At 70.8% G+C, this 15347-nt stretch carries 13 protein-coding genes; 8 read left to right on the top strand and 5 right to left on the bottom strand.

The genetic code is table 11. The annotated features are described in order from the left end of the window. The first annotated feature begins 1 nt into the window (after position 1). Together BLV39_RS21295 and BLV39_RS21300 are read left to right on the top strand one after the other, a co-directional pair. Complete coding sequence (locus BLV39_RS21295; RefSeq protein WP_143049831.1) at positions 2-1231, top strand: AAA family ATPase; 1230 nt, start codon at positions 2-4, stop codon at positions 1229-1231. Beyond that, the gene (locus BLV39_RS21300; protein ID WP_090795438.1) at positions 1228-3951 is read left to right on the top strand and encodes a hypothetical protein; all 2724 of its coding nucleotides are present in this window, start codon (positions 1228-1230) and stop codon (positions 3949-3951) included. The genes BLV39_RS21295 and BLV39_RS21300 overlap by 4 nt, the downstream gene beginning before the upstream one ends. Positions 3952-3957: 6 nt before the next feature. Here BLV39_RS21300 and BLV39_RS21305 read toward each other — a convergent pair whose 3' ends face one another. The 3 genes from BLV39_RS21305 to BLV39_RS21315 all read right to left on the bottom strand — a co-directional run bounded on the left by BLV39_RS21305 (position 3958) and on the right by BLV39_RS21315 (position 7114). Further along, positions 3958-4815 (bottom strand): carbohydrate ABC transporter permease, encoded by an 858-nt coding sequence (locus tag BLV39_RS21305; RefSeq protein WP_090795442.1) that lies wholly within the window; start codon positions 4813-4815, stop codon positions 3958-3960. Between the two features lie 3 nt (positions 4816-4818). Next, positions 4819-5757: a carbohydrate ABC transporter permease gene (locus BLV39_RS21310; protein ID WP_239083803.1), complete on the bottom strand. Its 939-nt coding sequence runs from the start codon at positions 5755-5757 to the stop codon at positions 4819-4821. Positions 5758-5848: 91 nt separating this feature from the next. Beyond that, positions 5849-7114, bottom strand: coding sequence for an ABC transporter substrate-binding protein (locus tag BLV39_RS21315; protein ID WP_239083802.1), 1266 nt, complete (start codon positions 7112-7114; stop codon positions 5849-5851). A gap of 230 nt (positions 7115-7344) precedes the next feature. On the opposite strand from BLV39_RS21315, the gene BLV39_RS21320 reads away from it, so the two are divergent. Continuing rightward, entirely contained in the window at positions 7345-8616 is a 1272-nt protein-coding gene (locus tag BLV39_RS21320; protein ID WP_090795453.1) for an endo-1,4-beta-xylanase, read from the top strand. 5 nt (positions 8617-8621) lie between these two features. Next, entirely contained in the window at positions 8622-9224 is a 603-nt protein-coding gene (locus tag BLV39_RS21325; protein ID WP_090795456.1) for a dihydrofolate reductase family protein, read from the top strand. Here BLV39_RS21325 and BLV39_RS21330 read toward each other — a convergent pair. Next, positions 9221-9838 carry a VOC family protein gene (locus BLV39_RS21330; RefSeq protein ID WP_090795460.1) on the bottom strand — a complete coding sequence of 206 codons (618 nt, stop codon included), beginning with the start codon at positions 9836-9838 and terminating at the stop codon, positions 9221-9223. The genes BLV39_RS21325 and BLV39_RS21330 overlap by 4 nt on opposite strands. Positions 9839-9965: 127 nt before the next feature. Here BLV39_RS21330 and BLV39_RS21335 point away from each other — a divergent pair, with 127 nt between their 5' ends. Next, on the top strand, positions 9966-11246 hold the full coding sequence (locus BLV39_RS21335) for a DUF1800 domain-containing protein (RefSeq protein ID WP_090795464.1): 1281 nt from the start codon (positions 9966-9968) through the stop codon (positions 11244-11246). An 11-nt stretch (positions 11247-11257) separates the two neighbouring features. Then, a complete protein-coding gene (locus BLV39_RS21340) occupies positions 11258-12460 on the top strand; it encodes a DUF1501 domain-containing protein (RefSeq protein WP_090795470.1) in 1203 nt (400 codons plus the stop codon). On the opposite strand, the gene BLV39_RS21345 is transcribed toward BLV39_RS21340, so the two are convergent. Then, the gene (locus tag BLV39_RS21345) at positions 12447-13268 is read right to left on the bottom strand and encodes an alpha/beta fold hydrolase (protein WP_090795473.1); all 822 of its coding nucleotides are present in this window, start codon (positions 13266-13268) and stop codon (positions 12447-12449) included. The genes BLV39_RS21340 and BLV39_RS21345 overlap by 14 nt on opposite strands. A gap of 141 nt (positions 13269-13409) precedes the next feature. Here BLV39_RS21345 and BLV39_RS21350 point away from each other — a divergent pair, with 141 nt between their 5' ends. Together BLV39_RS21350 and BLV39_RS21355 are read left to right on the top strand one after the other, a co-directional pair. Then, entirely contained in the window at positions 13410-14360 is a 951-nt protein-coding gene (locus BLV39_RS21350) for an NAD-dependent epimerase/dehydratase family protein (RefSeq protein WP_090795477.1), read from the top strand. A 30-nt stretch (positions 14361-14390) separates the two neighbouring features. Beyond that, positions 14391-15344, top strand: a complete 954-nt coding sequence (locus BLV39_RS21355; RefSeq protein ID WP_090795481.1) for a LysR family transcriptional regulator — start codon at positions 14391-14393, stop codon at positions 15342-15344. Positions 15345-15347 lie beyond the last annotated feature (3 nt).

Below are 15347 nucleotides of genomic sequence, written 5' to 3' on the forward strand. Positions count from 1 at the left end.
CATGGACGTCCGTCTCCGGGACGCCCGCGGAATGGTGATCGGTGAGCACAACACCGTCTACCAGAACTTCTTCGACGCGCGGCACGCGCCGTTGGCGGCGAAGCTCATCAGTTTCGCCGATTTGATCGCCGAGAAGACGCAGCACTTCGTCGGGCGGCGGTTCGCGGTCGACGCCGTCGACCAGTTCATCGCGCGGAACTCCGCCGGCTATCTCGTGATCGAGGGCATGCCCGGGATCGGGAAGACGTCGCTCCTCGCGCACCTCGCCGCGACCCGGGGGTGGGCGCACCACTTCGTGGTCGGGGCCCTCGGCATCAGCCGCGCCGAGCAGTTCTTGGAGAACGTCTCCGCACAGCTCATCGCGAAGTACGACCTCGACCGCGCGGCGGCGTTGCCTCCCGAAGCGTCGCGCGACGGCTCGTTCCTGGCCGGTGTGCTCAGCGAGGTCAGCGCCGGCCTGCCTGACGGCGCCACCGCGGTCGTCCTCGTCGACGCCCTCGACGAGGTCTTCACGCTCCACGACGTCCATGCGAACGTCCTCTACCTGCCGCCGACGTTGCCGCGCGGAGTCTTCTTCGTCGTCACCACTCGGCCCCGCGAACGCGACGAGCTGGCGCTGCGGACCGAGACGCGCGAGTTCTTCTACCTCGACCCCCGCTCGTCGGCCAACCAGGCCGACGTCCTGGCGTACATCGACGGAGCCCTTGATCGGGACCAGCTACGGACGCGGCTGAGCGCCTGGGGGGCGACGCCGGCCGACTTCGCCGAGACACTGCTGGCGAAGGCCGAGGGCAACTTCATGTACCTGCACCACGTGTTGCCGGCCATCGAGCAGGGCCGCTTCGCGGACTTCGCGCTCGACGACCTGCCGCAGGGCCTGGAGGCCTACTACGACGCACACTGGCGGCAGATGCGTGCGGCCGGCGGCGGCGACTGGGCGGCGCTGTGGCAACCGGCCATCGTCTTTCTCGCCGCGGCGCGCGAACCGGTGACCGTGTCCCAGATCGCCGCCTGGACGGGGCTCCCGCCACCCCAGATCCAGGTCGCGGTGCGCCGATGGCGCGAGTTTCTCGACGTCGAACGGGTCGACGGGCAACGCCGCTACCGGATCTATCACTCCAGCTTCCACGACTTCCTCGGTGCGAAGGACGACGTCGACCTGCGCGCGGTGAACAGCACGATCGCCGACCGGCTGCTCGACCGCTACCGCGAGCTGAAGGACCGCGGATGACCGACGACGGGTACGTGCACCGCCATCTGGTCTTCCACCTGCTCCAGGCCGGCCGGCACGCCGATCTGCTCGACCTGCTGACCGGGTCGCCCGACTGGATGCACGCCCAGGCCGGCACGGCGAGCGGGGTCGGTGCGTTCGTCGACGACGTCGAGTTGGCGTTGCGCCACGTCGACGAGGGTGTGCCGTTGCCCGACCGGCTGGCGCTGGTGGCCGCCGGCCACGCGGCCCGCGAGCGGGTGCACATCTACACGAAGGACGACCTCGAGACGCTGGTGTTGCTGGGGCGGTCCGCCGAAGCGCTGCAGCACGCGCGGTCGCGGGCCGGGGCCGGCGATCGGGTAGCGGGTCTGGTCGCGGTCGGCGGCGCTCCGGTCCTGGAGGAGGCGTGGGAGACGACCCGGGCGATCCGGGCCGCGTACGCACGGCGGGAGACGCGGGCCGGCCTGGTCCGGTGCTGGATCGCCGCGGGCGACACCGACCGGGCACTGCGGGCGGCCGAGGAGGTGTACCGATCCGACGGCGGCGTCGACCAGGACGACGAGCTCGCGCAAGCCGTCGCCCGGGCCAGCTCCCCGATGTCGCCGACGATCTTCCAGCTCGGCCTGGACCGGTCCGCGCTCCGCACCCACCTCGACCCCCTGCTCGGCGTCGCGGAGGCGCTGTCGGCCGAAGACGACCGGCTGCCCGGCCTCCTGGAGACGATCGCCGAGCGCATGCCGGCACTGGCCAACGAGGCCGGCCGCACGCACGTCGCGTTCCGCCTCGCGGCCGTGTGGTCCCGCCTCGACAGCACCCGGGCGCAGGAGATGCTCAAGGCCGCGACCGCCGCCGGCGACGCGCATGCCAACGGCATGGAGGCCATCTTCGTCCGCTTCGACGCCGCCATGACCCTGCTGGAGGCCGACCTGGTCGACGACGCACTCGCCGTCGTGCGTGGCATCCCGGAGGCGACGGTGATCGGCCAGGCGCTGGCCCGCGTCGCCGCGCACCTGGCCGCGCACGGCTCCTTCGACGACGCGTTCGCCGTGGTCGAGCTCATCCCGCAGGAGCCCGAGTCGGTCCGCTGGATGCGTGAGGCGCACGCGAACGGCCTGGTTTCGCCAGGCGGGTTCTCCGAGCCGCTGGCGGCGGGCCGCGCCGAGGGCGACTATCTCCAGAGCTGGGCGCGCCGGGTGCTGGTCGACGCGTTGTTGGAGGCCGGTCGCGCGACCGAAGCCAGGGACCGGCTGGATCAGATCGACAACCCGCAGTGGCACGAGTACGCGACCTTGAGCGTCGCGGCGGCCCTCGAAGGCGGGCGCGCCCTGATCGAGCCGATCCTGGCCAAGGCCCGCTCAGGCGATCCGTTGTACGTGGCCCACGTGATCGCCGCACTGGCCCGCGGCGGTGACGTCGAAGGCGCGGAGCGCGAGGCGCACCGACTCGCCCGCAGCGAGCCTGACACCGACGGCGTGTTGACCACCGCGGTCTCCCACGCCCGCCTGGCGGTGATCGCCCCACTCGTCGCCCTGGGCCGCTGGGACCACGCCCTCGACCTGGCCGCCCAGGTCCCCCATCCCGACGCCCGCCGCAGCGCGCACAAGGCGATCGCCCACGCGATGGCGAGGGCCGGCGAACCGCGCGCGGCGGAGGTCCTCGACACGGCCACCCAGGTCGGCACCGACGTCCAGCGCCGCGCCGAGGCCCTCGCGGACGCCGCCGTCGCGCTGGCCGGCGCGGGCCGGCTCCTCGAGCGCGCCGAACGCCGCCTGGCCGAGATCCCCGACTCGTACGCGCGGGCACTGGCGACCCAACGCCACGTCGGCACCCGCGCGGCGGTCGTGGCGATCGGAGGCAACCTGAAGGCGGCCGTCCGAACGGCCCGCCGTGTCGGCAAGCACCCCACGATGGACGGCGACGCGCTCGGCCACGCGACGATCGCGATCGCCGAGGGCCTGTGGCGCGCGGGCCGCTACGCGCAGGCCCTGACCATGACCGCACGGGTCAAGCCGATCCTCGCCGCTCACTGCCTGGCCGAGCTGATGCGCTCGGCGGCGCGCGGCCCGATCGAACCGCTCGCCCAAGTGGTCGACGCGTGCGTGCTGGCCGTCGACGCGGTCGACGACCAGGCGGAGACGCCGGGCATCAACGCCGACCTGGCGGTCGTGCTGCACCGCCTCGGCGACCCGCGATCGCAGACCCATCTGGACAAGGGACTGGCGGCGCTCGACGACGTCTACTTCGGACCGTCGATCGCCGGCGCCCTCGGGAAGGTGGCGTCGGCGCTGTCGCTGCTGGGTGATCCGCGCGCGGACGACTTCTTCCGGCGGATGCGGGACCGGGTCGAGCGGCAGCGGCGGCAGGTCCACGAGATCCAGGAACACAAGGGCGTGAACTACTACTGGGCCACGCTGTTGGACGTGGCGATCGCGTACGCCGCGGCCGGAGACCTGCCCCGGGCGACAGCGACGACGGCCGAGATCGACGACGGCTACTTCCGCCGGGTCGCCACGCTGAACGTCGCGGGGCTCGCGGCCGAGTCCGGCGACCCGGTCGCAGCCCTGCGTCTGGCCCAGCCGTCGTCGCTCGACGACCTGGTGGCGGTGGTCACCGGCTGGAACCACGCCCTGCGCCGCTACGGCCCGGACACCGTGCGGCAGGCGATCGAGTCCGTCATCCGCGTCAGCGGCTGGATCCACCAGGAATGGCAGGACGTCCATCGCGAGCTGGCCCGCTGAGGCAGCTCACCCTTTGAGCGCTCCGGTGAGTCCACCGACGATGCGGCGTTGGAACAGGCTGAAGAACACCAACGCCGGGATCATCGACAACGAGGTGAACGCGAGCACCTTCGCGGTGTCGACCGAGTACTGCGACGCGAAGGCTCGCACGCCCAGCGGCAGCGTGAAGGTGTCCTCGCTGTTCAGGATGAACAGCGGCAACAGGTAGCTGTTCCAGCTACCGATGAACGCGAGGATTCCGGTGGTGATCAGTCCCGGCACCGAGAGCGGGAGGGCCATCCGCCAGAAGAAGCCGAGCCGGCTGCAGCGGTCGATGGCGGCGGCCTCCTCGATCTCCTTGGGAATCGCCTGCAGGAAGGGAACCAGGATGATGATCGTCGTGGGCAGCCCGAAGGCGATCTGAGGAAGGATGACGCCGGGGAGGGTGTCCACCAGGCCCAGGTCCTTCACCAGGATGTACAGGGGCGTGATGGCGACCGTGATGGGGAACATGAGACCGGCGGCGAACAGCGCGTACATCGCTCCGCGGCCCCGGAACCTGTAGCGGGCCAGGACGTAGCTCGCCATGACACCCAACACGACGATCCCGACCGTGGTGGTGACGGCCACGATCGTCGAATTGGTCGCTTGCCGCCAGAAGGTCTCGCTCGTCATGACCTCGGTGTAGTTGCTGAAGACCCACGGGTTCGGCAGACCCGCGGGGTCGACGGTGATCTGCGAGTTGGTCCGAAAGCCGCCGAGAATGATGTAGAGGACGGGTCCGAGCATGAGACCGATCAGCAGCAGGGCCGCCAGGTAGACGATCGGGTTGCCCCAGCCGCTTTTCTTCCTCGGCCGACGCCGGGCAAGAGTGCCTCTGGCCATGTCCTACCGTCCTTCGGTGAGCGCGCCCTCGGTGTCCCGGCGCAGAACGAAGCGCTGGTACACGAGCGCGATGATCAAAGAGATGACGAACAGCACGACCGCCACCGCGTTGCCGTAGCCGTAGTTGCCCGCGTTCCGACCCTCGACGACCATGTACGTCGCCATCGTCGAGGTGCCGGCGGTCCCCGCGACGTACTGGCCCCAGATGACGTACACGAGGTCGAACAACTGCAACGCGCCGATGATGGACAGGAACGCCCAGATCCGGATCGTCGGCCCGAGCAGTGGCAGGGTGATCCGCCGTTGGGTCTGCCAGTACGAGGCGCCGTCCACCGCGGCCGCCTCGGACAGCTCCTCAGGGATGTTCTGCATTCCGGCCAGGAACAGGATCACGGCGAACCCGATGTATTTCCACGTCAGGATCGCCATCAAGCTCCAGAGGGCGAGCTTCGGATTCGCCAGCCAGTCCTCGGCCAGAAAGCCCAGACCGATCGACCTCAAGACGCCGTTGACCGCGCCGTTGGCCTGGAGCATCAGGCTCCAGCCCGTCCCCGCGATGACCTCGGCGATCACGAACGGGACGAAGATGAGCACCCGGATGACCGACTGGCCACGCACCCTCTGGTTGAGCAGCAGGGCGAGGCCGATCGCGATCGGGCCCTGGATGACAAGCGACAGCACGACGATCAGGCCGTTGTGCCACAGCGCCTCGAGGAAGTCGCTGTCCTGCAGAATGGTCTTGTAGTTGTCGAAGTTGACGAAGTTCGTCGGTACCCCGAAACCCTTCCAGCGGTAGAAGCCGTAGTACGCGGCCATCAGGACCGGAAAGATCACGAAGCCGACGAACATCACGATCGCGGGACCGGACAGCGCCGTGATCTCCAGGCGTTGGGCCCACCCGATTCCGCGCCGGCGGGCACGGGACGGAGGCGGCGCCTGCACGCCACCTCCGTCCCGCACGCGACTGCCAGGCGCATCCTCAGTGACCGCTGAGCCGTCGCCACCGAAGTTGCTGCTCATCGTTTGGGTACCCTCAGCCCTTCTTGGCTGCTTCGTTCACGTCCTTGATGATTCCGGCGACGTCTCCCTTGCCGGCGAGCAGGTTCACGACACTGACGTTGAGTGCGTTGCCCACGTTCTGGCCGTACACGGTGTCGAGCCACTGCGACACGTACGGTGCCTTGTTGTAGGCGTCGAGAACTGCCTTGAGGTAGTCCTCGGTGACAGCTCCCTGCGCCTGCTTGTTGACCGGCAGCGCGTTGAAGGCCTTGTAGTACGCCTCCTGCTGGTCCTTGGTCAGGATGAAGTTGAGGAAGTCGGCGCACTCCTTCGGCGCCTCGGTCGAGCACGAGTAACCGTCGGCGCCACCCATGATCGAACCCGGGTCACCCTGACCGCCGGGCACCGCCGGGAAGGGGAAGAAGCTCAGGTCGGGCAGCGGCTTGGTGTCCTTCGTCAGGGAGGCGATCACGCCCGGGTCCCAGGCGCCCATGAGCTCCATGCTCGCCTTGTGGTTGGCCACCAGGCCCGCCGAGCTTCCCGCACCCTGCTGAGCCGAGGTGGTCAGGAAGCCCTCGTTGAACGGCTTCGTGTCGGCGAAGGCCTTGAGGTCCTCACCGGCCTTGGTCCAGCAACCGTCGTCGAAGGTCTTGCTCTTGGCCGTGGCGTCGAGGGTAGCCGGGCTGCACGCGCGCAGGGCGAAGAAGTAGTACCAGTGAGCGGCCGGCCACGCGTCCTTGCCACCGAGGGCGATCGGCGTGCCGTTGGCCTTGAGCTTGCTCACCGCGGCGTTGAGCTCGTCGAGCGTCGTCGGAGGGGCCGCGACTCCGGCCTTCTGGAACAGATCCTTGCTGTACCAGAGACCCCCGGGCAGGATCGAGATTGGCACGGCGTACGCCTTGCCGTCGACCTGCCCGGTCTTCAGAGCGGCGTCGCCGACGGCCTCCCGGGTCGCGTCGGTGATGTCGTCGGTGATGTCCTTGAGCTGCTCGGCCTCGGCCATCGCGGCCATCTTCCCGCCGCCACGCTGAAGGAAGATGTCGGGCGCGGAACCGGAGTTCAAGGCGGTCTGGAGCTTGCCGTCCAGGTCCTCGTTCTGCACCGACTGGATCTTGATCGTGACGTTCGGGTTGGCGGTGTGGAAATCGGCGGCCGCCTTGTCCCAGTACGCCTTGCCGGGACCGGTCGTGGCGTTTATCCACAACTGCATCGTGACGTTGCCGCCTGAGCTGCCCTTGTCGTCATCGCCGCCACCGCAGGCGGCCAAGCTCGCGGCGGTCAACGCCACCACGGCAGCCATAGCGAGAGTCTTCTTAGGTGCCATGAGGCTCACCTCTCGGAACCGAAAGTTTCGGAGTGTTTCCGGAATGTGACGCCCAAGCTAGGAACAGACCCATGTACATGTCAAGATGTTCAGCTAGGTGAAGACGACGCGTCCGTTCTAAAAGTTCGCCGGCGACGGATGACTGAAAGTCTCCGAAACTATGTGAAAGTTGCGCCGGGTTCGATCGACACGACAGGAGGCCTGAGTTGACGGAGGTCCACCTTGGTCACCGCTTCGGCGACGTGCTGGTCACCGTGCTCGACGTCGACGGGCAGCCGCTGAGCGATCGCGAAGTCACCGTCGAGCAGCGCGCCCATGACTTCTCGTTCGGCAATATCGGCTTTGAGTTGATCGCCCTCGCGTCCGGAGAGAGCGACGAGGCCGCGGGACTCGCCGACCTTTGGTTGGACGTCTTCAACACGGCGACGCTGCCGTTCTACTGGGGTCCCTTCGAGCCACAGCGCGGCCGGCCTGACACCGAGCGGCTGCATCGGGCCGCGAAGTGGTTCGTCGACCGTGGTTGCCGGGTGAAGGGACACCCGCTGCTGTGGCACACGCTGACAGCCGACTGGCTGCGCGAGGCGTCGACCGATGAGGTCGAGGCGGCGGTCCGAGCGCGCATCAGGCGTGAGGTAGCCGACTTCGCCGACGTCGTGGACGCCTGGGATGCGATCAACGAGGCGGTGATCATGCCGGTGTTCGCCAACGAGCGGCAGCGCAACGCGATCACCCGGCTGGCCTGGGAGCGAGGCCGGATCGCGACCGTCCGGCTGGCGTTCGACGAGGCCCGCGCGGCCGACCCGGCGGCCACCCTTCTGATCAACGACTTCGACCTGTCCACCGCGTACGAGTGCCTGATCGAAGGGGTCCTCGCTGCCGGCATTCGCGTCGACGCGATCGGCCTGCAGACCCATATGCACCAGGGCTACTGGGGCGAGGAGAAGACGCTGGCGATCCTGGATCGGTTCGCCCGCTTCGGACTGCCGATTCACCTGACCGAGACGTCGTTGGTCTCGGGCACTGTCATGCCGCCGGAGATCGAGGACCTCAACGACTACCAGCCAGAGTCGTGGCCTTCCACGCCGGCCGGCGAGCAACGACAGGCTGACGAGATCGTGCGGCACTACCGCCTGCTGCTCTCGCACCCCTGCGTCCAGGCGATCACCTACTGGGGGTTGTCGGACGACGGCGCGTGGCTCGGCGCCCCCTCCGGCCTCGTACGCGCCGACGGCACGCCGAAACCCGCGTACGACGCGCTGCGTGCCCTGCTCAAGCAGGAGTGGTGGCTAGCTCCGACGAAGCTGCGAACGGACGACGCCGGACGGGTCCACATACGAGGCTTCCTCGGCGACTATCTCCTCCAGCATGCCGACCACACGGCATCCGTCGCCGTCAGCGCACCCGGGATGTCGAGAACCCGGGCGCGGCTCCGTCCCCGAAGCGAACACGGCCACCAGGCCGCAGCTACGTGGAGGTAACAGCCGTGAGCCACCAAAAGCGCACCGTCGTCGCCAACATCTCGCTCTCGCTCGACGGGCGGGTGGCCGGCGCCGGAGGTCCGTACGACATGGGTTGGATCGTCCCGCACGCGATCAGCGACGGCGCGCGGGACCACATGGTCCGGGTCACCGGCCAGGCGACGACGGCCCTGCTCGGCCGCACCAACTACGAGGGCTTCGGCGGCTTCTGGCCCGCCGTGGCCGGCGACGACTCCGCTGACCCGCGCGACCGGGCGTTCAGCCGCTGGCTCGACAGCGTGGAGAAGGTGGTCTTCTCGACGACGCTCGAGCGGGCCGACTGGAACAACTCGCGGATCGCCGCCGCCGCCCCGGCCGACGAGGTGCGCGCCCTGCGCGAGCAGGGCGGCGGCGACGTCATCGTCCTGGCCAGCGCCAGCGTGATCCGCGCCCTGCTGGCCGCCGACGAGGTCGACCGGCTGAGCATCACGCTCTGCCCCGAGATCGTCGGCGGCGGTGCCCGTCTGTTCGAGGATGGGCTCCCGGCATCAGGCTGGCGCGTCGCTCCGGATCAGACGACCACGGAGACCGGCGCGCTGTGCCTGCTGTTCGACCGGGTACGCGACTAGAGCGGCGGCTCCGCGCCGGACTGCTCGCTCGCCATGTAGGTCGCGTACCAGTCCGGCCAGTTCGCGTCCGCTTCGCCGGTGCGCTTCTCGTGCTCGCCGTGTGCCGCCGAGGCGCGGCGCATGGCGTCGGCCAGGTCGTTGACCGACTCGTACGACGTGATCCCGGTGTCGACCCGGCCCGGCAGCCGGGTGACGATCTCCTGCAGCAGCCAGCCGTTGCCGTCCGGATCACTCCACGCGGCCAGCGAGTTGTAGCTGTTGCGGTCGGGATCGGGACCCTCGGCGGTGGCGTCGGCCGTGTTGTGGAAGATCGGGCCGACGTCGACGCCGCGCCGGATCAGGTCCTCACGCGCGGCCACGATGTCGGTGACGATCAGGAACATGCCCGGCGGCGTACCGGCCGGGGTGGGCGGGTTGCCGATGCCGAAGTGGATGGAGGCCGGTGAGCCCGGCGGCGTGAACTGGATGGCCCGCCGCCCGCCGAGCTCGAAGTCGGCGTCGAGCCGCCAGCCCAGGCCGGCATAGAACGCCTTCGCTCGTTCGGGGTCCGACACCGGGATGGTGATCACTTCGAGCTTGCTGTCCGTGTTTGCCGCGTTCTGGGCGCTTGGCATCGCAGTCTCCCAGTCATAGACGTCCAGTCGTCGTCAGTATCGCCCGGCCACCCCCGATCCCGATGGGGAGATCGAGCGCTGACAACTCACTTACGTTCCTCGTACACCGTTGGCCTAGCCTCGCCCCATGGCTGACCGCGCGAGGATCGCTCACCTGCTGCGCCGCGCCACGTTCGGGCCGACCGCGGAGGAGGTCGACGACGCCGAACGGGCCGGCTACGACGCGACCGTGCGGCGGCTGGTCGAAGCGGCCGGCACCGCCGCCGACGCACCGGTCTTCGCTGCCCCGGCGGTGGCGGACAGGCAGCAGGCCAACCAGGAGCGGCGCGCGCAGGTCACCGCGACCATCGAGTGGTGGCTGGACCGGATGGTCGCGGCCGAGGACCAGCTCGCCGAGAAGATGGTGTTCTTCTGGCACGGGCACTGGGCGACCAGCGCGCAGAAGGTCAAGACCGCCTCGCTGATGCTCGGTCAGCTCAAGACCTTCCGGGAGTACGGCCGGGGCGAGTTCACCGCGTTCGTCACCCGGATGGTGCGCGACCCGGCGCTGATCCTCTGGCTGGACGGCCAGAAGAACACCGTCAAGGCGCCCAACGAGAACCTGGCCCGCGAGCTGATGGAGCTCTTCACGCTCGGCATCGGCAGCTACACCGAGGACGACGTCAAGGCCGGCGCCCGTGCGCTGACCGGCTGGACCGTCGACCGTCGCGCCGGCACCGTGCGGTTCGCGCCGCGCCGGCACGACAAGGGCACGAAGACGGTGCTCGGCCGCACAGCCGCCTTCGACGCCGACAGTCTCGCCGCGCTGGTCGCCCGGGAGCCGGCCGGCGCGGCGTTTCTCGCCCGGCGCTTCTGGTTCCGGTTCGCCAGCGGCGAACCCATCGCCGACGACGTTCTCGCGCGGCTGGAGAACGCCTTCGCCGCGCGCCGCGACGTCGACGACCTGCTGCGAGCACTCTTCACGGACGAAGCCTTCGCGGGTACGCACGGCCACCTGGTCAAACAGCCGGTGGAGTGGGCGGTCGGCGCGCTGCGCCAGCTCGGCATCCGCCCTTCCCGGCTCACCGACCAGCAGCGCAAACAGTTGGTCAACGGGCTGGGCGGGCTCGACCAGGTGCCTCTGCGGCCGCCCAGCGTGGGCGGTTGGCCGGCCGGCGCCGCCTGGCTGACCACCAGCTCGCTGCAGGCCCGCGTGCGGCTGGCCGAGCTGCTCGCCGACCGGGCGGCACCGGCGGTGCTGGAGCGGCTCAAGGCCGCGCCGACGGCGGGACGGCCGGACGCGTTGGCCCGGTTGCTGGTCGTCGACGCCTGGACCGACCGCACCAGGGCGGTGCTCGCCGGCGCGGCCGGCAAGCCGGAACGGCTGCTCCAGCTCGGTCTGATCAGCCCCGAGTACACCGTCCACTGAGGAGAACGTCGATGGATGCGTTGACCCGGCGCAGGTTCCTGCTCGCCAGCGGTGTCGTCGGCGCGGGTGCGCTGGCCGCCGGTGCCACGGCGTACACCCTGGCCGACCTCTTCGACACGGCCGGTGACCGGCCCGCGGACGCCGGCACGCTCGTGCTGGTGACGCTCTACGGCGGCAACGACGGGCTCAACACGGTGGTGCCCTACGCCGACGCGTCCTATCAGGACGCCCGGCCGGGCATCGCGTACGACGCCGGCGAGGTGCTGCGCCTCGACGACGCCACCGGCCTCAACCCGGGTCTGAAAGGCTTCCAGCGGCTGTTCACCGACGGCCGGCTGGCGATCGTCCGTGGCGTCGGCTATCCCAAGCCGGACCGCAGCCACTTCCGCTCGATGGACATCTGGCAGACCGCGGACCCGGTCCGGCCCGGCACCACCGGCTGGCTCGGCCGCTGGCTGGACACGGCCGGCGGTGACCCGCGGCTCGCGGTCAGCTTCGAGCCCGCGCTGCCGCCGCTGCTGGCCGGCGCGAACAGTGCGGGAGCGGCCGTGCCGACCGGCGCCCGCCGCCAGGTCAAAGGAGTGACCGGGCTGGGCTTGCCCGCGGCGGGGGAGCCGCCGTTGCAGGCCCGCGCCGCGCGGTGCTTCGCCGACCTGGAGCGGGTCGAAGCGATGATCACGCAGGTACGCGACGCCCAGCCCGAAGACCCGGACGACGACGACTCGGCCACCGGCACCGGCGGCCGCACCGATCTCGCCGCCCAGCTCGACCTGGTCGCGCAGTGCGTCGAGGCCGGGGTGGCCACGCGCGCCTTCTCGGTGTCGCTCGGCGGCTTCGACACCCACGCCGACGAGAAGCAGCTCCAGGAGATCCTGCTAGCCAAGGTCGACAAGGCGGTGACCGGGTTCGTCGACCGGATGGCCGGCCGTCCGGTGACCGTGGTGGTCTACTCGGAGTTCGGGCGTAGGGTGCGGGCGAACGCCGGCGACGGCACCGACCACGGCACCGCGTCGAACGTGTTCGTGCTCGGCACCGGGGTGCGCGGCGGCCTGCACGGCGAGCAGCCGAGCCTGACCGACCTGGACGACGGCGACCTGAAGCACACGGTCGACTTCCGCGACGTGTACGCGGGCCTGCTCACCGACGTGCTCGCGGCCGACCCGGCCGAGGTGCTCGGCGGGTGGACCGGCCGCCTGTCGCTCACCGGCTCGTGAGCCACTCCATGGCCGCCGGGAACCGCCGCAGGACCGAGACATGGCCATCCACATCGGACTGTTGATAGGACGCGTGCGGGATCGTTCGCGCTAGCCAGGCGGTGTGGGTCGGCGGCACCATCCGGTCCCGTGCGCCGGCCAGCAGCAGTGCCGGCGCCGTGACCGAAGCCGGGTCGAAACCCCACGGGGCCACGTAGGCGAGGTCGTCGTCGGCCGCGGCCGTCGGGCCCTGCGCCAGTGCCGGCCGCACCACGTCGAGCACCCAGGACCAGTCGGTCGCCAGGGCGTCCTCGTCGGCGTCGACGAAGCCGATGTCGGGGTCTCCGGACGGGTTGGCGCCGAAGTCCTCCCGGGCCTCGCGGCCGGCGAGCGCCGCGTGCAACGACGCGGCGGCGCCCGGCGCCATCCCGCCGAACCAGTCGAGCCCGTCGGCGCCCCACGGTGCCAGGCTGGACCCGATCAGCACGGCCGCGACCCGGTCGGGCAGCAGCGCGGCCACGGCCAGCGCGTGCGGTCCGCCGCCCGAGTGCCCCACGACCGCGAACCGGTCGAGCCCTAGCCGGTCGGCGACCGCCGTGGTCAGGCGCGCGGCGGACGCGACATCGCGCCCCGGTGCGCGGGTCGAGCCGCCGTAACCGGGCCGGTCGTAGGACACCCAGCGCACCGCGTCGTCGAACAGCGGCGGCGGTGGCGCACCGAGGTTCGGGGTGCCGTGGTGCCAGAAGACGGTGTGTGCGGCGGGCTGGCCGGTGTCGTAGACGTGCAGGGTCTGCCCATTGCCGAGGTCGAGCTCGAACTCCTTGGTCACCCGGCCGACCCTACCGCTGGCAGCGGCGACAACCGATGGTTGCCGAGGGCGACGAACATTCGTTGGACCGGCATGGGCCGCCGCTGCTCTGCTGGTCACAGGCGCCGGGCCGCACGGCGTACCCGGTACAGGGAGGCAGTGATGAGGGTCCTGTTGGCGGGGGCGTCCGGCGTTCTGGGTCGGCACATGGCCGCCGCGCTGGTGGGTTCCGGGCACGAGGTGGTCGGGTTGACCCGGTCGCCCGGCGGCGCGCGACGACTCCGCGACGACGGTGTCGAGCCGCTCGTCGCCGACCTGATGGATCGCGACGCCCTGCTGCGGGCCGTCGACGGGCAGCGGGCGGACGCCGCTGTGCACGCCGCGACCGCCCTGCGCAAGGTGCCGATGCGGCACTCCGGGATGGCCGCCACCGACGCGCTGCGGGTGAGGGGGACCCGCAACTTCGTCGAGGCGGTCCAGGCCGTCGGCGCGCGCCGGCTGGTCGTCGAGTCGATGCACCTCGGTTACGGGTACGGCGACTTCGGCGACCGGGTGATCACCGAGGCGAACACGCCCTGGGCTCCACCCGGCCGGGACGCCGCGCTCGAGCGGCACCTCGAGGGCTTCCGGGTCAAGGAGCAGGTCGCCTTCCACACCGCCGGGGTCGAGGGCATCTCGCTGCGTTTCGGCGCGCTCTACGGCCCGGGCTACGGCGCCGGCGGCACCGAGCAGATCGTCGCCATGCTGCGTAAACGGTCGTTGCCCGTGGTCTCCGAGCGGGTGCGCGGCTCGCTGCCGTGGACGCATCTCGCGGACGCCGGCACGGCCACCGTCGCGGCGCTGGAACGCGGTCGGGCAGGGGAGGCGTACCACGTCGTCGACGACGAGTCGGCGTCGATGACCGCGCACGTCCGGTTCCTGGCGGAGGCGTTCGGCACGCCGGCGCCGATGACCGTCCCGCTGTGGTTGATCGGGGCGGTCGGGCCGTACCTGCGGGCGTTCCTGACCTCCGTCGCGCACCTCTCCAACGCGAAGGCGCGCGACGAGTTGGGCTGGGCGCCGGCGTACCCGACCTACCGGGACGGCATTCGGTCGTTGGCTACCACCCGTTGACATCGCGGCCGGATCCACCATCGTGGACACGTGGACTTCGACCTGGCACAGGTACGAGCGTTCCTCGCGGTGGCGGAACTACGGCATTTCGGCCGCGCGGCGGTCCGGCTCAACCTGACCCAGCAGGCGCTGTCGAAGCGGATCCAGCGGCTGGAGCACCTGTTGGGTGAGCCGCTGCTGGCCCGCGACAGCCGCGCGGTCGAGCTCACCGAGGCGGGCGCGCGGTTCCTGCCGCACGCCCGCGCGCTGCTGGTCGCGGCCGACAGCGCGGTGGCCGAGACGCGGTCCGTCACCCGTCCGGTCCGGGTCGACGTCTGGGGTCACCTCCACGCGCCGCTGAGTTGGATGCGCCGCCTGAGCGCGACCGAACCCCGGCTGACCATCGAGGTCAGCATGCGGCGCGGCCTGCCCGCCGCGATCGACGCGTTGGCTCGCGGCGAGATCGACATGGCGTTCGGGCGCGTGCACGACCTCGGCGAGCCGGTGCCCGGCGCGCTCGACCACCGGCTGGTCTGCCTCACGCCGTTGGGTGCGCTGCTCGACGACCGGCATCCGTTGGCCGGCGTGGCGACCGCCGGCCCGGCCGACCTCGCGGACTGCGGCATCTGGCAGCCGAACGCGGCCGGCACGCCCGAGCTCACCGGCTACCACCAGCGCTTCGCGGAGCGATTCGGTGTGCCGCTCGTGCCGGGTGGCGCGAACCTGGGCGCCGAGCACGCCGTCGACTACCTGCACGCCCACCCGGCGCATGCCGTCCTGCTGCCGGCCGACCTTTCGGTCCCGGCCGGCTCGGGTGCGCATATCGTCCCGTTGACGGGACCGGTTCCGCGCTGGCCCTGGTCGCTGCTCTGGCGCCGGGACGACCAGAGCCCGGCGGTGGCCCTGGTGCGCCGGTCGGTGCTGGAGCTGGCCCGCGACGGTGGCTGGACCCGCTTCGACCCGGGCCTCGACTGGTTGCCGGATCCCGACGCGGCCGCGCGCTGACCC

Origin of the sequence: Asanoa ishikariensis, from assembly GCF_900107455.1 — a bacterium.
Classification (GTDB): domain Bacteria; phylum Actinomycetota; class Actinomycetes; order Mycobacteriales; family Micromonosporaceae; genus Asanoa; species Asanoa ishikariensis.